This window comes from Sphingobacterium sp. UBA7625, from assembly GCF_002484085.1.
Classification (GTDB): Bacteria; Bacteroidota; Bacteroidia; order Sphingobacteriales; family Sphingobacteriaceae; genus Sphingobacterium; species Sphingobacterium athyrii.
The window spans coordinates 41,614-61,333 of record NZ_DLJD01000048.1 but is presented as its reverse complement, the minus strand read 5'-3'; the positions used below and the strand labels follow the sequence as shown (position 1 = coordinate 61,333).

The window sequence follows — 19,720 nt, the reverse complement described above, 5'->3', positions numbered from 1 at the left end:
TTACGGATATATTTGAATTCTGCACCAATAGAACGGCAATAAGTGTCTTCAACCAGTTGGCGGATGTCTTTTAATGTTGCTGGACCTAAGCCCACTTCGACACCTGCATTGAAAACCGTATTCATGTCTGCTTCAGCAAGACCAAAGGTTTCCAATTCCTTCCCAGGGTAGTACTTACGTCTTTCGCGAACAGGGTTGGTGTGTGTGAAGAGGTGGCCGCGGTCACGGTAACCGTTGATCATGTTCAGCACATTGATTTCTTTCAATACGTGCTCAGGAGTAGCTTCGCCTACTGAACTTGTCGTTCCACCAGCATTTTGACCGAAATCAAAACCTTCAAAGAATTTTTGCCATCCGAAATCTACCGATTGGGGATCTTGCTTGTACGATTGATATAAGCCATCGACATAAGCCGAATCAGCATTACTCAAATATGTCAGATTGTCCATTTACAATTAAAACTATGAAATTTGTCAAAGTTATGAATAAAAAAAGAGTTTCTAATACTGAAATTGAATAATTTAATCAATAAATCTATCCAATTCTTAACATTTTTAGCATGATTTAAAAAGGGCTTACAGTGCCTTACAAATTTCTTTTGTTTTGAAATTATTTATTTCTGCCGAAGATTTATTTAGCCAATATTTCATCCAATTTTGGAAGTCCATTTGGGAAATTTGTTTTGATCAGTTTTTGCCAGTCCAAGGCCTTATTGTCCTTGTCACTCGTCCCGACACCGGCGACATGTGACCATTGGCCATATAACGTAGCCGGAGAATAATCCAATAGCTGTTCTTCAAACCAGGAAGCGCCCTTTAACCAATTCACATGATATTCATGCACAAGGTAACTTGCTGCAATTAATCCGGCCTGGTAGGGGATGTAACCTGTTTTTTTGAGTTGTATCATGGTACTATTGATAAAGTCATGATCTGTCTGTCCGGATTTCCACTTCTCAAATAGATCCTCGTTTACCGTTAATGATGGAATATCGACTGCATTGCTATTTTTCGTGCCCAAAGGCTTGAAAAATATATTGGGATATTTTTTGAGCATAAAACGGAAATAATCCCGCCAAAGTAAAATGTCTATTATTTTCTCAAATCGTTTATCTTTTTTTCCTTCTCCTAATTTCTTAATGTTGTTGTAAAGAAGAATTGGCGATAAGGCTCCGGCAGCGATAAAGGGACCCAATATGACCGGATCCTGCTCTGTTTCCGGATAAGTGGACAAAACCGAATGCATAATACTCAATGCCGTGTCTTCGCCGCCCAATATATAGATGTCATCAACAGACTTAATCTGCTGGTCCGAATAGCCTAGGTCCTTTAGCGTTGGAATCTTGGTGTCTTCCAGATGTGGTGGCGTCAAGAAATTTGACGGGAAAGGAATCGGTTGGCGCACCGAACTTTCACGTTCTACTTTTTTCTTAAAAATGGAAAATCCATTAGGAATATCCTTAATTGGAAAAGGGAGATCTTCTTTGTGGTAAAGTGTATGGCCTATAAAGTGACGGAGATTGATTTTGCTGCTCCATAATTCACTTTCTACTTTCTCGGAAATAGAAGTCTCGCGAAGGGCAACTTCCCGGTGGTGGTAGACTTCATTGACCTGGTATTTTTGAGCAATTCGCGGGATAATATCTTCCGGCTTGCCAATATAAGTCAGCAGGTCACTACCATGGCTTTTTAATTTCTCTTTTAGGGCCGTGACCGCTTCGATCACGAAAGCTGCACGCAGCACACCTGTATTTAGCGTACCAAATCGATTGCGCTCAAAATAACGGGGATCAAAACAATAGACCGGAATGATGAAAGAACTCTTCTCAGAGGCTTGATAAAATACTTCATTGTCATGAAGTCTTAAATCATTTCTAAACCAGATCATTGTAGCCCTTTTGTCCATAGAGGTGAAGATAAATACTTTTTAGTGCAGCCTATTTTCAGAAGATTTACAAATATATAAGGATATTGTGTTTATGAAAATATTTGGGCATGAATTGACATAAAAAGGACAAAGAAGAGGTTTGGGACAAAATTGCGTTGGGGAATAAATTCGGAACAGTGTCTTTGCCGCTTTTTAATTCAGTGATAGAAAATGGCTTAACTGACCGATGATCATCCCTTTGGTAGGAAAAACAAGGTCTCCGAGTAGAAAAATAAAAATAGTGTTAAACTTATTTGATGTTTCTCTGTTCTAAAATCAGGGAATTATGATATTAGTTAGTCAGCATTTTGGAAAACAAAACCATCTGGAGCTTACACAATTTATTGGACAGCTCGAATGGGATAGACCGATAAAATCAACTCATTTATGCCATTGAAAGCGAGTGCTCAGAAATAATTATAAGGATGAAAAAGGTTTTAATCAGTGGGCTAAATACCTATTTAGGACGGCGGGCGTCATGCTATTTACAAACGAAAGATTTTCATGTTACGGGTTTGGTGCGAAACCTATCTATTTTTAATAAAATTGTGAAAGAGAAGGTGACGGCAAAACTTTTTGAGCTGGATCTTTTACGAAAGGGACCTGCGTATGATAATTTTCAGATCAGTGACTTGAATTTCGGTATTTATTTTACACAGGTTCCTTCGCTCGATAATGATATTCAGCTTCAACTGGAGCTGCTAGGGCTCCGTAATTTTGTTGAAATCTGTAAGCGGTCGGGCAATGATCGCGTGATTTATGTGGCCCGATTAATGGATGAACATTTTTTAGATCCTGTTCGCAACCTTCTGGAGGCTTTGCGCGTACAGTATACCATTGTAGTCAAAAGCAGCGTTATCGGAAAGGAAAGTGTCTTAAATCGAATCTTTGGCAAACTGGCCAAAAAGCAGACTATATTCTATTGGAACTGGGTGGCCTCCCTGAAATTTCATCCTTTACCTTTGCTGGATGTTTATCGCTGGCTTCGGGAAATGCCCTGGGAAAACAATTTTATTTCTGAGGTAATTTACCTCGGCGGACATGAAGAGGTGACATTTAGAAGCTTATTTTATCAATTTCTTAGCTCCACTTCCAGTTCACAAAAACGCGAGATCGGAGTGAATAAATTCTTTGCTAAATTACTCTTGAGCCGGTTTAACGATATCAATAAAGAAGATATTGATGAATTTAGACGGGTGCTTTATTACGAAAAAAATGTAGACAACTCGACTTGGCAGAAAGTCCAGACCTTTGAATTCACCCCTTTGAAAGCCTATGTCAGTATGGATACCTGATTGTGTGATACCTGTTTATCCAGTGCCAGTCAGGTGTAATCCCTTCCTTTGATTTTACGGTCTTTGATGCATCGTGCACGAGTTGGTTTTTTCTGGTGTGAATAATTATTTACTTCTGATTTATTCTGTTAAATTTGTGGATTAACGCGTTGATACAGATTTAATATATGGGATACAATAGTCTCGCAGCATGTGTTGCGGATCTTGAGAAACATGGTCATTTAATCCGGATTAAAGAGGAAGTCGACCCTTACCTTGAAATGGCTGCAATTCATATGCGGGTGTTTGATATGGCCGGACCGGCACTGTATTTTGAAAATATCAAAGGGTCGGAATTCCCTGCCGTATCCAATCTATTTGGAACGTTGGACCGTTCTAAGTTTATGTTCCGTGATTCATTGGACCATCTAAAAAAATTGGTAGATGTCAAAATGAACCCGGGGGCTGTTTTAAAAAAGCCATTCCAATATATCGGTTCATCCATGACCGCCCTGGGCGCCTTGCCCTGGAAGAAGAAATCAGGGGCTCCGATCCTACATGGTAAAACAAGCATTGGTAAACTTCCTCAAATTGTCAATTGGCCAATGGATGGTGGGGCCTTTGTTACCATGCCACAGGTGTATACCGAAGATGTAACTAAGCCGGGAATCATGCATGCCAACCTGGGCATGTACAGGATTCAGCTTTCAGGCAACGATTACATTCCGGATCGGGAAATTGGACTGCATTATCAGTTGCACCGCGGAATAGGTATTCATCAAACGAAAGCCAATGAGCTCGGTATACCACTTAAGGTCAGTATCTTTGTGGGCGGTCCGCCGGCGCATCCTTTGTCTGCGGTCATGCCGCTACCCGAGGGGCTTTCCGAAATGATCTTTGCCGGCGCATTGGGGAATAGAAGGTTTCGCTATTTCTATGATCATGAAGGTTTTTGCGTTTCGGCAGATGCAGATTTTGTTATTACAGGTACAGTATACCCCAATGAGAACAAACCGGAGGGACCTTTTGGTGATCATATTGGCTACTACAGTCTTACCCATCCTTTTCCCCTGATGAAAGTACATAATGTGTACCATAAGAAGGATCCGATCTGGTCCTTTACCGTGGTAGGGCGCCCGCCACAGGAGGATACAAGCTTCGGGGCACTGATTCATGAAATCACAGGGGCTGCGATTCCACAGGAGATCTCCGGACTGCATGCTGTCAACGCAGTAGATGCGGCAGGTGTGCATCCCTTGTTGTTTGCGATCGGATCGGAGCGCTATACACCTTATCAGACCGTGGACCGTCCGCAGGAAATTTTAACCATTGCCAATCAGATTCTCGGAAAAAATCAGCTGAGTTTAGCCAAATATCTTTTTATCTCGGCGCATGAGGATAATCCCAAATTGGATATCCACGATATTCCGGGATTCTTCGGTCATATCCTGGAGCGCATTGATCCGACTAGAGATCTGCATTTTCAGACCAATACGACGATAGATACCTTGGATTATTCGGGTGATGGATTAAACGCGGGGTCAAAGGTGGTGTTTGCCGCTGCAGGGACCAAGAAAAGAGTGCTTGCGCGTGAACTGCCGGCAAATTTTGATCTGCCAAGACCTTTCAACCGGGCGAAGTTTGTTATTCCGGGTGTATTGGCGGTTGAAGGTGCGGCCTTTACGAACTATGCGGATGAAGCTACGCTGATCAGGGAATGGTGCCGTGCCGCTGAAGGGCTGGCCTGGGAAGGCTTTCCGCTGTTGGTATTGTGCGATGATGCTGGTTTTACCGCTGAGACAGTCAATAATTTTGTCTGGACAACCTTTACACGCAGTAACCCCGCATTTGATATTCATGGCATTAAGAGTTTTACTGCATTCAAACATTGGGGCTGTGAAGGGCCAATTATTATTGATGCACGGAGCAAACCACATCATGCCCCGGCACTGATCAAGGATGCGGCCGTTGAGAAGCGAGTTGACCAATTGGGAGCTAAAGGGGGCTCGCTGCACGGAATTATTTAAGGACAACTAAACAAAATAAGTATAGACAATTTAATCTGATGAAAACAGAAGAATTATTAGCCAGATCAAAAGAGAATCAGCTGCAGTTTCAGGAGGTTCTGGATCATATTGCAGAAAACTATCATTATAGTCCAGCGGCATTTCAAAATGGAAGCCTGAAAAATATGGCAACGGAAAATCAGGGAAGTGCAAAAGTATTGTATTTTGCCAAACGCCACGATCTTTCGGCAGCAGACACCTTGTTTTTGTTTGCCGAGCATTATCAAAATGTGTTGGATAACCCAACAGGCGAAGGGCATCAAAATATCCGACAGTTTATGGCGAATGGCTGGAACGGTGTTGTTTTTGATGCGGATGTCCTAAGCGCTAAGTAAAATCGGGTAGCTTTGCGGTTTAGTCGAATGCAAACCAATGTCGCACAGAATGGTGTTGTTACCATAAAATAGAAAGGGGCTTCAATTGGAAGCCCCTTTTCCATATGCTGATCTATCGCATCATAATTTTTTTAGTCTTTACTTTCACAATCTTCATCTTTGCTGCCACCGAAATAGACCATCCAGCAGATGCCAAACTGATCTTGGAATGAGCTGTATAACTCCGCGAAAAATGTTTCACCCAAAGGCATTTCCACTACTTTTGCGTTGACGCTGAGGGCTTCATGGAGTGTTTTGGCTTCATCAGCATTGTCACACATCAACATGACATAAGTATTGTTGCCCTGTACATAGTGCTGGCCGAAAGCAGGAATAACGTCTGCTCCCATAAGCATGCTCTCGCCATTGATTGAAATGGCGGTATGACAGATCTTGTTTTTGGCTTCATCCGGAACTGGGGGCATTTGCGGATCAGCAGGAATATCACCATATCGCATGTACCCCGGATTTTTTGTTTTAAAGACTTTTTCGTAAAATGTGAAAGCTTCTTCACAGTTACCGTTGAAATTTAAATAAGCGTGTAATTTTGCCATGATTTCTAATTTTTGGATATATTGATTTTCTCAAATTTTTCTTTCCTATAGTATAGCAACCAGGAGGGCTATCTTCGGAAGTGAAGATAAAATTAAGCGGAACTTTCGATAAAAATCTTGCCCTAAGGCAAGATTTGAAAATAGACTTTTGTCGATGGGAAGAGCATTAATTGCCGTGAACAATTTCTTTGCGGATTCGGCTCAACGAAGTATCTGTGATGCCCAGGTAAGAAGCAATATGTTTCAGCGGGGCCTGTTGAATCAGGATGGGTTTTTCTTTTATCAGGTGCAGATAGCGGCTAGTCGCGGGCTCGGTGATCATCGCGATAGCTCTATTTTTGCTGTGAACCAGTTCCTGTGCCATCCATGAACGCCCCCATTCCCTAAATTCGGGGATGCGATGAAATAATTCCTGATGATCTTCAAATCGTATTTTCCAAAGCTTTGTGTCCGCAAGCGCCTGTATATTTTCCACGGTTGGGGTGCGCTGGAAAAAAGATGCGACCTCGATCACTACGTCATTATCACTACAAAAACCGATGGTGACTTCGTTGCCTTCGTAGTCGTGTAAAAAAGACCGTGTAAGTCCATGTTCTATTAAATAATAGGCATTGGACACCTGCCCTTTGCTTAAGATAAAATCGCCTTTTTTTATTGTAATGGCCTGGTGTTTCTCTTTTATGGAATTCAGTTCGTCCGTCGTGATAGCGAGGCCACTGTAAAAAGTTCCTATTAGATCCATTGTCCTTGGTTTATTTGATTACGTAGTGAATTTAAAGATAAATCTTGAAACGCTTTGTTAATTTGATGTGTGATTATTGTAAACAAAAAGCTGTTTTGTTGCTAATTTGATTTGTTTGAATGATGTTTGTTGATAAAAATATAATAAAATTTAAAAATTATTATGAATTTAGTTTTTAATTGTTTTACTTTGTATCAATAACATAATGTAAAAACGAAATATTTAAAATTTTCATAATATGTGTGGAATTATTGGCGCTTTTGAATTGAAGCAACCCGCAGACTCATTGAGATCCCAAGTATTGGAAATGTCGAAACGTATTCGTCACCGTGGTCCAGATTGGTCTGGTATATTCACTGGCGAGAAGGCTTTATTGGCGCATGAGCGATTAGCTATCGTTGATCCGAAATCGGGTAGTCAACCTTTGTACAGTCCAGATGGCAAAGTAGTACTGGCTGTGAATGGCGAAATCTATAACCACCATGAATTAAGAAATAGTCTTCCGGATTATGAATTTGCAACGCAGAGTGATTCCGAGGTGATATTGGCGCTTTATCTGGCCAAGGGGCCATCGTTTGTCGATGAGCTGAATGGTATCTTTGGTTTCGCCCTATATGATTCACGTGATGATTCATTTTTTGTAGCCCGTGACCACATGGGAATTATCCCGTTGTATTATGGAAAGGATGCACAGGGACAACTGTTCGTGGCCTCTGAATTAAAATCACTGGAGGGGTTCTGTGAAACGATTGAACAATTTCCTCCGGGACATTATGTATATAGCAAAGAAGGTATGGCCCCACAACGCTGGTACCAACGGGATTGGGAAACTTATGATACGGTAAAAGACAACGAGACGGATATTGCTGTTTTGCGTAAAGCCCTCGAAGATGCAGTACATCGTCAGCTGATGTCGGATGTACCTTATGGTGTATTGCTGTCGGGGGGACTTGATTCCTCGGTGATTGCTGCCGTGACCAAAAAGTTTGCGTCCAAGCGTATTGAAACGGACGATAAAGAAGAGGCCTGGTATCCACAATTGCATTCTTTTGCCGTAGGGCTGAAAGGGGCTCCGGATTTAATCGCTGCAAAAAAAGCAGCAGATCATATCGGAACAATCCATCATGAAATCAACTTTACCATTCAGGAAGGCCTGGATGCTATCCGTGACGTGATCTATCACTTGGAGACCTATGATGTCACGACCGTGCGTGCTTCAACACCAATGTACCTATTGGCGCGTGTGATTAAATCAATGGGCATTAAAATGGTGCTATCCGGTGAAGGTTCTGATGAGCTTTTTGGGGGCTATCTGTACTTCCATAAGGCGCCAAATGCACAGGAGTTTCACGAAGAAACTGTCCGTAAGCTAAAAAAACTGTATCTCTACGACTGTCTACGTGCCAATAAATCACTGGCAGCATGGGGTGTTGAAGGGCGTGTTCCTTTTCTTGATAAGGAATTTATGGATATTGCCATGCGTATCAATCCATCGGATAAGATGATCCGTGATGGTCGAATGGAGAAATGGGTCGTACGTAAGGCTTTTGAAGATTATCTTCCGGAAAGCATTGCTTGGCGCCAGAAGGAACAGTTTTCAGATGGGGTCGGATATAGCTGGATTGATACCTTAAAGGAACAGGCTGAAAGCAAGGTTTCAGATCAGGAATTTGCTGCCGCTGCAGAACGTTTTCCGATCAACACGCCAAAAAATAAGGAGGAGTTTTTGTACCGTACAATCTTTGAATCGCATTTTCCGTCTACTGCAGCTGCGCAGACCGTTCCGTCAGTGAAGTCTGTCGCCTGTAGCACGCCAGAGGCACTGGCATGGGATGCTTCATTCCAGAACCTGAACGATCCATCGGGTAGGGCTGTAGCCTCCGTACATCAGGAAAGTTATGAGAAATCCAAAGTCGAAGCCGTGTAACTAATCAACCAATCTCATATAATGTTGTAATAGGGGTATCCGAGGATATCCCTATTTTTTTTGAGCTGTAGATTCCCCAAGTCTGATCCCTGCTTCGTAAAGGCATAGGCAGCTGAAGAATTGCTTTGACATAAACAAGGGCTATGCGTATGTTTTTTGAATTATCTTTTGTAATTTTCCGAAAACCAATCCTGCCGAACCTACAGGATGCTGAACGAATTAACATACGAATGAAAGAATATACGAAACAAAGAAATCTGAGGTCTTTTGGACTGGCATTTTTGCTGTTGAGCAGCACAGCTATTTTTGCGCAAAATAAGGATGCCGTCGTTGCTGCCATTGTCCAGGAAGCTCAGGTCAATTCGCAGCTCGAAAACTATGCGTTTGAACTCGTTGATATGATCGGTCCACGTCTGGTCGGAAGTCCGCAGATGCAGCAGGCACATGACTGGGTCGTGAAGCAGTATACCGCGCTGGGTGCGGATGCACGTAATGAAGCCTACGGTGAATGGCGCTCCTGGGAAAGGGGCACCTCCCAGGTGACCATGACTTATCCGCGGATTAAATCGCTCGAAGGAACACAGCTGGCTTTTAGTCCGGCGACAAAAGAAAAAGGTGTGGAAGCTGAGGTGGTGGCGATGCCGCCATTTCGTTCTCAAGCTGACTTCCAGTCCTGGCTAAAGACAGTTAAAGGTAAAATTGTCCTGATCGGGATGAACCCCATTTCAGGTCGATCCGATGCCAACTGGAAGGAATCGGCTTCTGCCAAAGCTTATGAAAAATATCAGGCGCTCAAAAGTGAGCAGCTTAGGCAATGGGAGCTCAGTATGTCCTATACGGGGAGTACGCGACGGACTTTGCCATTGGTACTGGAAGCTGCCGGAGCTATAGGGGTAATCGATTCCTATTGGACCGAACTGCCCGGTATTACCCGTATTTTTGATGCAAAATCCAAACAGATTCCGGTCTTTAATATCGCTTTGGAAGATTATAGCCTCCTTTATCGCATGGCTGAACGTGGTGTCAAGCCGCGCATACTTTTGCAGGGAAAATCCCGGGAACTGGGAACGGCGAAGACGTATAACAGCATTGCTGAGATCAAGGGAAAAGAAAAACCAAATGAATATGTGGTCCTGTCGGCACACCTGGATTCCTGGGATGGAGCTACGGGGGCAACCGACAATGCAACAGGGGTCATCACGATGATGGAAGCCGTTCGTATCTTACGAAAAGTGTATCCCGACAACAAACGAACGATCTTGGTGGGCAATTGGGGCAGCGAGGAACAGGGGTTGAACGGCTCGTCGGCTTTTGTTGAAGATCATCCCGATGTCGCTAAAAATATTCAGGTGGTTTGGAACCAGGATAATGGAACCGGACGTATTGTGCGCATCGCTGGAAGTGGTTTTGAAAAAGCTTATGAATATATTGGCCGCTGGTTGCAATATCTGCCCGAAGAATTTCGTACTGAAATCCAGACGAGTTTTCCGGGTATGCCGGGAACCGGTGGGAGTGACCACTCTTCTTTTGTCCAAAAAGGAATTCCGGCTTTTGGTCTTTCTTCCACCTCTTGGGATTATGGAAAATTAACCTGGCATACCAATCGGGATACTTACGATAAAATTGTCTTTGATGAGGTTCGGCAAAATGCGATTATCGTCGCGGTGTTGACTTACCTCGCCTGCGAGGAACCGACCTTGGTGTCGCGCGACAAAATTGTGCTGCCCATTGATAAGGCAGGTAAACAAATGTCCTGGCCGACAAATTTACAATCCAAAAGAACAAGTGGTAATTGATGCTGAAGAATGGACTTGTGCCGTCTGTCTTTTTCCGCTGTTTGGGGTTGGTCTTCGGCCGTGTCGCCAGCGAGAAACTGCTATCTTACGGTCTGATCAGCGTTGGCTCCGATGCCTGGTTGGCCAAAGGGCAACAGGCGCACAATGGCAGCATTGTGCTGATTCCTGGCAATGGTAATAAGTTATGTTTCTTTATTGTCTTTCCCTTGCGTAACCGGATTGCAGAATAATACCAGTATCTTCTAATCGACTAATAATACCGGGCCAAATCCTTATTCAAAGGCGCCAATCGGAAAGAAAGGCGCCTTATGTTTAATGATATGCTCGTCTATTTTTTAAGGTGCTGATTAAAATAATCGGCAATTTTCTCGTACATATGAATGCGGTCCTTGCCCATTACATTATGTTCGTGGGTAGGGTATAAGAAATAATCGACCTGTTTTCCGGCTTTAATGCATGCTTCCAGAAATTCCATGCTGTTTTGTTGTACAACGACCGGATCCTGTGCGCCATGGATGATTAATAAACGTCCTTTCAGTTGATCCGCTTTATTTAGTAAAGACGTCAATTTATATCCTTCAGGGTTTTCCTGTGGGGTGTCCATATAGCGTTCACCGTACATAACCTCATAAAATTTCCAGTCGATCACCGGCCCCCCGGCGACTGCTGCTTTAAAAATGTCGTTATGATGCAACATAAATGACGTTGTCATAAAACCACCAAAGCTCCAGCCGAAGATGCCCATGCGTTGTTGATCGACAAAGGATTTTGATTTCAGAAATTCAATTCCTTTTAGCTGATCGGACATTTCATTTTGACCAAGGTTACGATGGGTAGCGGTATAAAAATCCCGGCCCCGGTAATTGGTGCCACGATTGTCCATGGTAAATACGATGTATCCCTGTTGCGCCATATAGAGATCAAAGTAGCCTGCACCACCCAGCCATTTGTTGGAAACCAGCTGGGAATGGGAGCCACCGTACAAATAGTACATGACCGGATATTTCTTGGCCGGATCAAAATCATTTGGATAGATAATGCGGCCGGTCAAAGGGTATTTGCCATCTGCCGAAGTCAGCTGGACAAATTCTATTTTTGGATTATTGATTTTTCCGTTGAACGGATTGTCAGCTTTGATCAGTACCGTTCCTTTGCCTGATTTGACCGCTTTGACCTGGATCATATTCGGCGTCTTCAGATCGCTATATTGATCATAGATATATTTTCCGTCATCACTCAGCGAGGCCTGGTGTATACCGGGTTCGTTTGTCAACTGAACCGTTTTTCCGGATTTAAGGTCTACCTCAAATAGCTGACGGTCCATGCCATTGTTGGTGACACCGATATAGCTTACTTTGTTCCCGTCCGCAGAAAAATCCAATAGATTGTCCAGCACAATATCCTGATAACCTAATTTTTTGATCAGTTTTCCTTCTGTATTGTAGAGGTACAGCTGGTTGTAGCCCTCTTTGTCGGACTGGTAAAGAAATTGGTCTGGCTTGTTAGGTAAAAATGTGAGCGGATTTTCCGGTTCTACCCAGGTTGTGGCAGTTTCCTCAAACAATGTTTTGACCAATGCGCCGTTTTCGGCATTGTATTTATTGAACTTAAGGTCATTTTGATCCCGGTTAAGTACACCCACATAGATAAATTTACCTGAAGGGTCCCAGGTTACGCAGGTCAGGTATTGCTCACTGTGGTCTCCGGTTTGTAGTGTTACCTTTTGCCCTGTCACTGTATTATAAATAACTAAAGTTACCTCTTCTGACTTCTGCCCTGTCATGGGGTATTTTGTCCATTTAATCTCGGCGACTTTAGGGCTCCATTGTGGCAGTGGATAGTTGGCAACCATAGTCTCGTTCTTGCGATAATAGAGCAGTTTGTCATTTTGAGCATTCCACCACATTCCTTTTTTTATGCCAAACTCCTGACGGTGGGTATAATCACTGCCATTGACGATACCTTTGTCGCTGTCACTGGTAACTGCAGTCACTTTTCCATCTTTGTCAACGATAGCAATGTTGTTGTCGAGCAGATAGGCAACTTTTGAAAAATCTGCGCTCAATTCACGGTTTGCTCCCTGACTATCGTTTCCGATAAAACTTTCGATGCTTTTTGATTTGACGTTGTAGGCTACGGTGTATACCTTGTCCTTTCCGTTTACCTGAAGCAACAATGAATTACCATCACGCCATTTGTAGTCATAAGGAAACATTTGCAAATGGAATGTCTCGTTTGGAATTGCGGCTTTTAAAGCTGCCTCAAGTTCTGTTTTCGACAGCAAGCTTGTTTCAGTCCAGTTGTTTTCCGCGCTTTTGGAGAACAGGTTTTGGTACGATTTATCGAGGTAAGAGAAGCTGTTTGATTTTGGGATCCAGGAAGTGGCAGGAATGGATGTTGGTGCGTAGGTGCGTGGTCCAAATACCGTTTCTTCCAAATTAAGGTTTCGTTGGGCATGGCTGGTTAGAGCGCTTGCCAACAAGAAGAATAGCGCAATTCTTTTCATTAGAATATTTTATTTTTAATGATGCTGTACCATCATAAGTGCTTTTTGTCGCTATGATGGCATTTGCTTTTAAATTTTATAGGGCTAAATTAGGTAAATAGCCCTATAAAACCTAGTACAGAATTGTTGCTTGTCTAACTGAAATTGTTGCCAATGCCTATAATTTGCGGAGCCAGATGTTTCTGAACTGCACCAGATCCCCATGATCTTGCAGGATAATAGGGCCCGGCCCATGGCTCACCTGTTTCGGTAGTCCGATGTATTCCGTTGTACCGTCAATCTGGGTGTTGTTTTGGACAATGACGCCGTTGTGAAGGACAGTAACTGTACCTTTGCTGATCAATAGACTGTCTTTATTAAACTGAGGTGCTTTGTAGATAATGTCGTAAACATGCCATTTGTCCGCTACAATAACCTGCGCTAGTGGTGGACGCTGCTTGTAAAGGCTCCCGGCGCCGCCATTGACATAGGTTGGATTGTTGTTGTTGTCGAGGACCTGGATTTCATAGAGGCCCTGCAAGAATATACCGCTATTGCCCCGACCCTGGCCTTCACCTTTGATCATTTCCGGACTTTTCCACTCAATATGGAGCTGAAAGTCGGTGAAATGCTCGGTGGTCTCTATATTTCCGCTTCCGGGTTTTACTTCAAGCGTATTATTGGCTACGGTCCAATTTGCTTTCCCCTTTTCGCTCTTCCATTTGCTCAGATCCTTGCCGTCAAAAAGTACGATGGCATCACTCGGGATTCCTTTGTCAAGCGTTACCGTAGGCGGGACAGGACTATAATATTCTGTGTCGCTAGCTTTCATATTTGTCTGGGCATAGACTGCGCTGGCGCCGCATAGGATCGCCATCGTTAGTGCCGAAGGTAAAGAAAAGTTCATCTGTTGGGTTTTTGTTGTATTTAAACTTAGGAAAATTTGTTTTTATATACAATTATAATTTCAGAATAGCGCGTATCCCGCAGCTTATGTTGGCGTATTGAGGCTGTTTGCATGAGCTGGACATCATGGAATTCGCGGAGACCATTGTTTTTTTGATTTGGAACAATTTGCTTAGGTTTGTGCATGGCAACCATTTTACAGACAGTATCCCTGAAAGAGGCGCGATTTTATGCGCCAATTGGCTATTACGAAGAAGAGCAGATTCTCGGTAATGAATTTTTTGTGTCCATTGATGTCTGTTTTCCTTTTGATAACACGGAAACAGAGGATTTGCGCAATACTTTAAACTACGAAGAGCTGTACCAGATTACGGCAAAGGTGATGCAGCCCCGACGGAAATTGCTGGAATCTGCCGCGGCAGAGATTCTGGAGCAGATTAGAACGGCCGTATCACATGCCGAAACAATCGTGGTTGTTATTCGTAAATCAAACCCACCTTTCGGCGGAGATCTGTCCTTTTCGGAGGTCAGTCTTAAATACCTGAAAGATTAATTTTCAAACTGGACCAGCGGAAGCCCGGAATGCTTGCTTAATTTTGCAGACCCATTGTATTAAAGTATTAAACTGATTAAATGAATATTTACGATCTTGTTATAGCCGATAAGGAAAAGATAGCACTAGCAGATGTTTTTTTAGCAGCTGATAGCCGGCAGAAGCTTCTGCAGCTGATCAAGGAACATCGTTATATCCGCGAACTTTCGGAATATGGCCTACCTGTAAGCAATAAGATTCTATTGCACGGTTATTCTGGCTGTGGAAAAACAACAACAGCAAAAGCGCTGGCGACAGCACTCGAGAAGCCCATCTATGTATTGAATTTAAGCAATCTGATCTCCTCCCGTATCGGTGAAACTTCACAGCATATCAAACAGGTCTTTGATAAGGCAGGTCGTGAAAAAGCGGTGCTGTTTCTGGATGAGTTTGACCAGATCGGGAAAGCACGCATCAGTGAAGAAAAAGATGTGGGTGAGATGCGACGCCTCGTGAATACGATTATCCAGCTGATCGACTATTTTCCAGCTGAAGCAGTATTGATTGCGGCAACCAATCATCCCGAAATACTGGACACGGCGATTATCCGACGATTCCAGCTTCGCCTGGCTTTTGAATTGCCGACTCAGGTACAGTTGGATGCTTATTACGATAAGTTGTTTTCGCCTTTTCCGCAATATGATGCCCTGGTATCACGCGTCTATGGAATTTCTTATGCCGAAGCAAAAGATTATACCTATAACGCCGTCAAATTTTTACTGATTGCGGCGCTGGAACATGGAGAAAAGCAGGGACAGGAAAGCTAAAGCCCTATTTTGATGTTTTGTCAAATTAAATTCTTCTGAAAACAGTTTGCCTACTGTGACGTTAATGCTATAACGGATAATGGGACATCGGCCCGTACCAATGACAAAATCGTTCAATTTTAAAGCTGTTTTAAATCTTGATGTGTCAATATGTCTTTTGTTTCTGTGATTGAATGACATTTTGTCTTTGTTTTGCGACTGGTACGTGAATTGAATATTCCCTACAAAAGAGTTAGAAAATAAAGCTTAACAAAAAATAAAAAAATTAGGAGGACAAAAAATGGCATTAATTAAATTCCCTACAAAAAGTTTAAACACCGATGCAGTAAACCCATTTGTGAATACCGTATTTGACAATCTGTTCAACGACAATTTTATCTCAGATCGTTTGGTATCACGTGTTCCTGCAGTAAATATCTCGGAATCTGAAAAATCATTTAAGATTGAAATGGCCGCTCCGGGATTGGATAAGTCAGATTTTAAAATCAATGTGGATAAAAATTTGATCACGATTTCAGCAGAGAAAAAAGACGAACAAACAAGTGAGGAAAAATTGTACAGCAAAAAAGAATTCAATTATAGTTCGTTTTCAAGATCATTTACTTTACCCGAAACTGTTGACTACAGCAATATTGAAGCAGCGTACGAAGGTGGAATATTGATCTTAACTGTCGGTAAGAAAGAAGACGCGATCATTGCAAAGCGTTTGATCGAAGTAAAATAGTTTATATAACGGGCATCGTCTGACTTAGGGTTGACGGATGTTTCATAAGATAGTTTTTAGGTTTAGTTTATGTTTTAATCCCCCGGCATCCATTTAGATTCCGGGGGATTTTTTTATCCAATTTCTTCGTATCCTGTGGCGCGTGGCACTTTGGCCAGATAGGGCTCCATTTCTTCGGGCAGTTTGGTCAGCTTTCGTCGTTTTAAATCAAGCCAGGCGCCGTCAACGTTGACCGTACAACACAGCGCTCCATCCTTGCGGTAGACCTGATGTACAAAAGAAAATCGGCTGTTTATCTTACTGTATTTGGTTAATTCGACCTTTACCTGTACATACTCGTCGAGATGTACTTCCTTGGAGTAGATCAGCTCTTCCCTGAATAGAATCGGTCCGATCTGAAACTCGGCGAACTTATCCAGCGAAAAGCCCATTTTGTTTAACATATTGCTCCGTGCCTGTGCACAGATATCCGCATAAGCAGAATGGCGCATGTGTCTATTGGCATCGATTTGCGCCCAGATGACCTGGCCTTCGTAAAATATATTTTCCATAATTATTATCCTGATTTGCCTCCTTTTTATGAACAATTTACATATTTTTAAATTAAGCTGTAACACTTTGTTTGTTTGCTATACTTATTAGCTGAAAAGATCTAAAAAAAATTACCATTGGCTCATTCGGAAACAGAATTTCTTCGATTGATTGACGAAAATAAAGGAATTATCGTCAAGGTGAGCCGTATGTATATGGATGACCATGAGGGGCGGCAGGATCTTTATCAGGAAATTGTATATCAGCTCTGGAAGTCTTACGCCTCGTTTAAGAATCAAAGTAAGTTTTCGACCTGGATGTACCGTGTCGCACTAAATACCGCGATGGTATTTTTAAAGAAAGAGAAGAAGCAGCAGATTTACGATAGCCTCGAGGAACGTCATGATTTTGCGGAAGAGTCCTATAATCCGGATAAAGATGAGCAGCTAAAAATATTCTATCAGGCAGTACATGAATTAAACGCGGTGGAAAAAGCATTGATCTTTTTATTTCTGGAAGGTCAGAGCCACCGCGAAATAGCCGCGTATTTAGGGATATCTGAAGTGAATGCGCGGGTTAAATTAAATCGTACCAAAGAGCGGATTCAACAAATCATTAAAAAATACAATTATGAATTTTGATGAATTAAAAAAATCTTGGCAAGAACAGCCCATGGATGAGGATTTGCAAAATCCAAATCTTAAACATTATAAGGAAGTCGGCAATATCATGGCCAAACTAAGACGTAATATCAAACGTGAATTTATTTCTTGGGTAGTCTGCATGTTTTTCCTGATTGCCGTACCTATGCTTCCTATCTATAAAATCTCCGGATATGCGGCTTTTGCCTATTACTTTTTTATTGTGCAGATCTCCCTGTCAAGCCTGCTTTACTATCGTCGGTTTTATTATCTGATCAAAAGTGCCAAACAAATTGATCTGCTCGCATCAAGGGAGCACCTTCTCAAACTGTATTATGATCTCAAATATGCCGTAGAGACCTATCGTATTGTCGCCTATGTCATGATTCCCCAGGGCTTATTTCTCTACCTCATTATGATTGGCCAAAATAGGGCAGTCGCCTGGTTTGAAAAATTGTATCACTTCAAGGAAACTTTACAGCAGGATCCTAACTTTATTTTATGGATCATCTTGTCTGCAATTATTTCTATCGTAATTATTGTAGTGATTACTGAAATTATGATCCGTGTCTATTACGGGGATTACGTTAAACAGATCAAAGAAAATTTGGATCAGATGGAAGCTGAATAGCTTGTTTTTGGACGGCCGAAACCTGCTGGAGTAAGTGAATTTTTACTTTCAGCAAACCGTAAAGCGAAAAAGGTAAGGTTTTTGTTCCGTATCTTGTTTTCGAAAATCCTTGTCCATGATGTACAATCCGACCAAGAAGTTACAGCGAAGTTCCCAGATATTAAGCATATTGGCAAAATATGGTTTCAAGGATGCTATTGCCCGGCTGCCCTGGAAAGGGTCAAGAGCGAGCTTAGAACGTAATATTGATGTTGACAAGATTAGTGTATACACACGTATCCGAATGGCTTTGGAGGAGCTTGGGCCTGCCTTTATTAAGTTAGGGCAGTCTGCTTCCACACGGGAAGGGCTGCTCCCAAAAGACCTGGTCGAGGAACTCAAACGTTTGGAAGACAATGTGCCACCCTTTGAAGTCAGCATCCGGGAATACCTTGCTGAGGAACTGGGATTAGACGTTACAGCGCAGTTTCAGAGCATCGATACCGAACCTTTTGCCGCAGCCTCTATCGCACAGGTATATCGGGCAACCCTAAAAGACGGAACAAAAGTCGTATTAAAAGTACGCCGGCCTGGAATAGATGAGGTCATGCGCGTCGATCTTGCGCTTATGCGGGATATCGCCAAGATCCTGACCATGTACAACGATGCCCTGGAGAATCTTAATCTTTCGTTGATTGTCGAATCTTTTGCAATGACGCTGCAGGAAGAAATGTCCCTGGTCATTGAACGGCATAACATCGAACGCTTTGCCAAGAATTTTAAAGGCAACAAACTAATCAAAGTGCCCAAAGTCTATCCTGATCTGTCTACTGACCGCGTGCTCTGTATGGAATACCTCGACGGATTCAAAGTGACGGATGTTGCTGAAATCAAACGGCGAGGAATGGACGTGGAAACCTTAGTCAAAAATGGGATCAACCTCTACCTGGAACAGGTGATTATCCATGGTTTCTTTCACGGTGATCCGCACCCCGGTAATATGATGGTAATGGCTGATGGCCGTATTGCCTTTCTCGACTTTGGCAACATGGGGAAATTGCTCGGAATTGACCGACGGCAGCTCGAAGAGTTTATTCAGTCTGCAATTTCCGAAGATGCAGTGCGACTCGCCGACGTTATTGAAGACGTGGCTGTCGTGAGCCATATCCCTGACCGAAATCAATTTGAGCGTTCCCTGTACGAAATATTCGACATGATCGATAATGTTTCCCTGGGTGATCTTAGTCTCGATCTGCTGTTCAATAAACTCTGGAAAATCATCGGTGATAATCGTTTGTATTTCCCAGAATATATCTATCAGCTGATGCGCGGCATCTCACTGATGGAAGGCATCGGCCGTCAGCTTTATCCTGATCTGAATATCATGGAAAGTATTAAGCCTTTTGCACGTCGGATTATGATGGAGCGGCTTTCGCCCGAAGCTATTTTCAAGAAAGGAAAGCATAAGATCGAATCTTTCGCACGGGATGTGGAAAAGCTTCCGGAAGACATGCGCGCTCTGGTGCGCCTTTTTCGTACCGGGAATTTTACGCTTAACCATCGCTTGATCAGCGCTCGCTCGTTCAATGCCATTCTCCGCAAAGGGGTAAACCGGATTGTGATCGGTATTATGTTTATGTCTCTCAACTTATTGGGTGGAATGGTTATTGTCGCACGTATTGAACCTCAATGGCTGGGGATTCCTGTTTTTGCCTGGATATGTCTGGGGTCAGCGTGGATCTTTGCCGTATATTTGTTTATCGCCATGATCAGGGCGAAGGATAATGATTAAATGGCTTGCTGGC

The 19,720-nt window shown here is 42.8% G+C and carries 19 protein-coding genes; 12 read left to right on the top strand and 7 right to left on the bottom strand.

Annotation, left to right across the window (positions count from 1 at the left end; genetic code table 11):
* Both B4G94_RS20105 and B4G94_RS20100 read right to left on the bottom strand, forming a co-directional pair.
* The coding region (locus tag B4G94_RS20105) for a 2-oxoglutarate dehydrogenase E1 subunit family protein (RefSeq protein ID WP_414711829.1) at positions 1-449 on the bottom strand (449 nt) is incomplete at its 3' end.
* A 181-nt stretch (positions 450-630) separates the two neighbouring features.
* Positions 631-1,905, bottom strand: a complete 1,275-nt coding sequence (locus B4G94_RS20100) for a deoxyribodipyrimidine photo-lyase (RefSeq protein ID WP_108636825.1) — start codon at positions 1,903-1,905, stop codon at positions 631-633.
* Between the two features lie 446 nt (positions 1,906-2,351).
* On the opposite strand from B4G94_RS20100, the gene B4G94_RS20095 reads away from it, so the two are divergent.
* From B4G94_RS20095 to B4G94_RS20085, 3 genes are all read left to right on the top strand, one after another.
* Positions 2,352-3,221 (top strand): NAD(P)-dependent oxidoreductase, encoded by an 870-nt coding sequence (locus tag B4G94_RS20095; protein ID WP_108636826.1) that lies wholly within the window; start codon positions 2,352-2,354, stop codon positions 3,219-3,221.
* 167 nt (positions 3,222-3,388) lie between these two features.
* The gene (locus tag B4G94_RS20090) at positions 3,389-5,227 is read left to right on the top strand and encodes a UbiD family decarboxylase (RefSeq protein WP_286861416.1); all 1,839 of its coding nucleotides are present in this window, start codon (positions 3,389-3,391) and stop codon (positions 5,225-5,227) included.
* Positions 5,228-5,265: 38 nt separating this feature from the next.
* A complete protein-coding gene (locus B4G94_RS20085) occupies positions 5,266-5,601 on the top strand; it encodes a HopJ type III effector protein (protein ID WP_165309017.1) in 336 nt (111 codons plus the stop codon).
* Between the two features lie 131 nt (positions 5,602-5,732).
* Here B4G94_RS20085 and B4G94_RS20080 read toward each other — a convergent pair whose 3' ends face one another.
* Entirely contained in the window at positions 5,733-6,194 is a 462-nt protein-coding gene (locus B4G94_RS20080; protein ID WP_286861412.1) for a VOC family protein, read from the bottom strand.
* A gap of 166 nt (positions 6,195-6,360) precedes the next feature.
* The gene (locus tag B4G94_RS20075) at positions 6,361-6,936 is read right to left on the bottom strand and encodes a Crp/Fnr family transcriptional regulator (protein WP_286861409.1); all 576 of its coding nucleotides are present in this window, start codon (positions 6,934-6,936) and stop codon (positions 6,361-6,363) included.
* Between the two features lie 238 nt (positions 6,937-7,174).
* Between B4G94_RS20075 and asnB the strand changes: the two genes are divergently transcribed.
* The 3 genes from asnB to B4G94_RS20060 all read left to right on the top strand — a co-directional run bounded on the left by asnB (position 7,175) and on the right by B4G94_RS20060 (position 10,889).
* The gene (gene asnB / locus B4G94_RS20070) at positions 7,175-8,863 is read left to right on the top strand and encodes an asparagine synthase B (RefSeq protein WP_108636831.1); all 1,689 of its coding nucleotides are present in this window, start codon (positions 7,175-7,177) and stop codon (positions 8,861-8,863) included.
* A gap of 230 nt (positions 8,864-9,093) precedes the next feature.
* On the top strand, positions 9,094-10,659 hold the full coding sequence (locus B4G94_RS20065) for a M20/M25/M40 family metallo-hydrolase (protein ID WP_286861406.1): 1,566 nt from the start codon (positions 9,094-9,096) through the stop codon (positions 10,657-10,659).
* 17 nt (positions 10,660-10,676) lie between these two features.
* Positions 10,677-10,889 carry a hypothetical protein gene (locus B4G94_RS20060; protein ID WP_286861404.1) on the top strand — a complete coding sequence of 71 codons (213 nt, stop codon included), beginning with the start codon at positions 10,677-10,679 and terminating at the stop codon, positions 10,887-10,889.
* 98 nt (positions 10,890-10,987) lie between these two features.
* Here the strand turns inward: B4G94_RS20060 and B4G94_RS20055 are convergent, their stop codons facing one another.
* Together B4G94_RS20055 and B4G94_RS20050 are read right to left on the bottom strand one after the other, a co-directional pair.
* Complete coding sequence (locus tag B4G94_RS20055) at positions 10,988-13,165, bottom strand: S9 family peptidase (protein ID WP_286861401.1); 2,178 nt, start codon at positions 13,163-13,165, stop codon at positions 10,988-10,990.
* Between the two features lie 157 nt (positions 13,166-13,322).
* On the bottom strand, positions 13,323-14,051 hold the full coding sequence (locus B4G94_RS20050; RefSeq protein ID WP_286861398.1) for a 3-keto-disaccharide hydrolase: 729 nt from the start codon (positions 14,049-14,051) through the stop codon (positions 13,323-13,325).
* A gap of 183 nt (positions 14,052-14,234) precedes the next feature.
* Between B4G94_RS20050 and B4G94_RS20045 the strand changes: the two genes are divergently transcribed.
* The 3 genes from B4G94_RS20045 to B4G94_RS20035 all read left to right on the top strand — a co-directional run bounded on the left by B4G94_RS20045 (position 14,235) and on the right by B4G94_RS20035 (position 16,133).
* On the top strand, positions 14,235-14,603 hold the full coding sequence (locus B4G94_RS20045; protein WP_286861396.1) for a dihydroneopterin aldolase: 369 nt from the start codon (positions 14,235-14,237) through the stop codon (positions 14,601-14,603).
* Positions 14,604-14,683: 80 nt separating this feature from the next.
* The gene (locus tag B4G94_RS20040; RefSeq protein WP_165309011.1) at positions 14,684-15,409 is read left to right on the top strand and encodes an AAA family ATPase; all 726 of its coding nucleotides are present in this window, start codon (positions 14,684-14,686) and stop codon (positions 15,407-15,409) included.
* A 280-nt stretch (positions 15,410-15,689) separates the two neighbouring features.
* Positions 15,690-16,133, top strand: a complete 444-nt coding sequence (locus B4G94_RS20035; RefSeq protein WP_121126728.1) for an Hsp20/alpha crystallin family protein — start codon at positions 15,690-15,692, stop codon at positions 16,131-16,133.
* Between the two features lie 113 nt (positions 16,134-16,246).
* Here B4G94_RS20035 and B4G94_RS20030 read toward each other — a convergent pair whose 3' ends face one another.
* Positions 16,247-16,684, bottom strand: a complete 438-nt coding sequence (locus B4G94_RS20030) for an acyl-CoA thioesterase (RefSeq protein WP_286861392.1) — start codon at positions 16,682-16,684, stop codon at positions 16,247-16,249.
* Between the two features lie 117 nt (positions 16,685-16,801).
* Between B4G94_RS20030 and B4G94_RS20025 the strand changes: the two genes are divergently transcribed.
* From B4G94_RS20025 to B4G94_RS20015, 3 genes are all read left to right on the top strand, one after another.
* On the top strand, positions 16,802-17,305 hold the full coding sequence (locus tag B4G94_RS20025; protein ID WP_108636837.1) for an RNA polymerase sigma factor: 504 nt from the start codon (positions 16,802-16,804) through the stop codon (positions 17,303-17,305).
* Positions 17,295-17,936 carry a hypothetical protein gene (locus tag B4G94_RS20020; protein ID WP_165309008.1) on the top strand — a complete coding sequence of 214 codons (642 nt, stop codon included), beginning with the start codon at positions 17,295-17,297 and terminating at the stop codon, positions 17,934-17,936. Before B4G94_RS20025 ends, B4G94_RS20020 begins: the two co-directional genes overlap by 11 nt.
* Positions 17,937-18,051: 115 nt before the next feature.
* On the top strand, positions 18,052-19,707 hold the full coding sequence (locus tag B4G94_RS20015; RefSeq protein WP_286861388.1) for an ABC1 kinase family protein: 1,656 nt from the start codon (positions 18,052-18,054) through the stop codon (positions 19,705-19,707).
* The last annotated feature ends 13 nt before the right edge of the window (positions 19,708-19,720 follow it).

Coding starts and splice junctions, on each gene's coding strand:
- B4G94_RS20100 (WP_108636825.1), bottom strand. CDS start 1,905: ATGGACAAAAGGGCTACAATGATCTGGTTTAGAAATGATTTAAGACTT.
- B4G94_RS20095 (WP_108636826.1), top strand. CDS start 2,352: ATGAAAAAGGTTTTAATCAGTGGGCTAAATACCTATTTAGGACGGCGG.
- B4G94_RS20090 (WP_286861416.1), top strand. CDS start 3,389: ATGGGATACAATAGTCTCGCAGCATGTGTTGCGGATCTTGAGAAACAT.
- B4G94_RS20085 (WP_165309017.1), top strand. CDS start 5,266: ATGAAAACAGAAGAATTATTAGCCAGATCAAAAGAGAATCAGCTGCAG.
- B4G94_RS20080 (WP_286861412.1), bottom strand. CDS start 6,194: ATGGCAAAATTACACGCTTATTTAAATTTCAACGGTAACTGTGAAGAA.
- B4G94_RS20075 (WP_286861409.1), bottom strand. CDS start 6,936: ATGGATCTAATAGGAACTTTTTACAGTGGCCTCGCTATCACGACGGAC.
- asnB (WP_108636831.1), top strand. CDS start 7,175: ATGTGTGGAATTATTGGCGCTTTTGAATTGAAGCAACCCGCAGACTCA.
- B4G94_RS20065 (WP_286861406.1), top strand. CDS start 9,094: ATGAAAGAATATACGAAACAAAGAAATCTGAGGTCTTTTGGACTGGCA.
- B4G94_RS20055 (WP_286861401.1), bottom strand. CDS start 13,165: ATGAAAAGAATTGCGCTATTCTTCTTGTTGGCAAGCGCTCTAACCAGC.
- B4G94_RS20050 (WP_286861398.1), bottom strand. CDS start 14,051: ATGAACTTTTCTTTACCTTCGGCACTAACGATGGCGATCCTATGCGGC.
- B4G94_RS20045 (WP_286861396.1), top strand. CDS start 14,235: ATGGCAACCATTTTACAGACAGTATCCCTGAAAGAGGCGCGATTTTAT.
- B4G94_RS20040 (WP_165309011.1), top strand. CDS start 14,684: ATGAATATTTACGATCTTGTTATAGCCGATAAGGAAAAGATAGCACTA.
- B4G94_RS20035 (WP_121126728.1), top strand. CDS start 15,690: ATGGCATTAATTAAATTCCCTACAAAAAGTTTAAACACCGATGCAGTA.
- B4G94_RS20030 (WP_286861392.1), bottom strand. CDS start 16,684: ATGGAAAATATATTTTACGAAGGCCAGGTCATCTGGGCGCAAATCGAT.
- B4G94_RS20020 (WP_165309008.1), top strand. CDS start 17,295: ATGAATTTTGATGAATTAAAAAAATCTTGGCAAGAACAGCCCATGGAT.
- B4G94_RS20015 (WP_286861388.1), top strand. CDS start 18,052: ATGATGTACAATCCGACCAAGAAGTTACAGCGAAGTTCCCAGATATTA.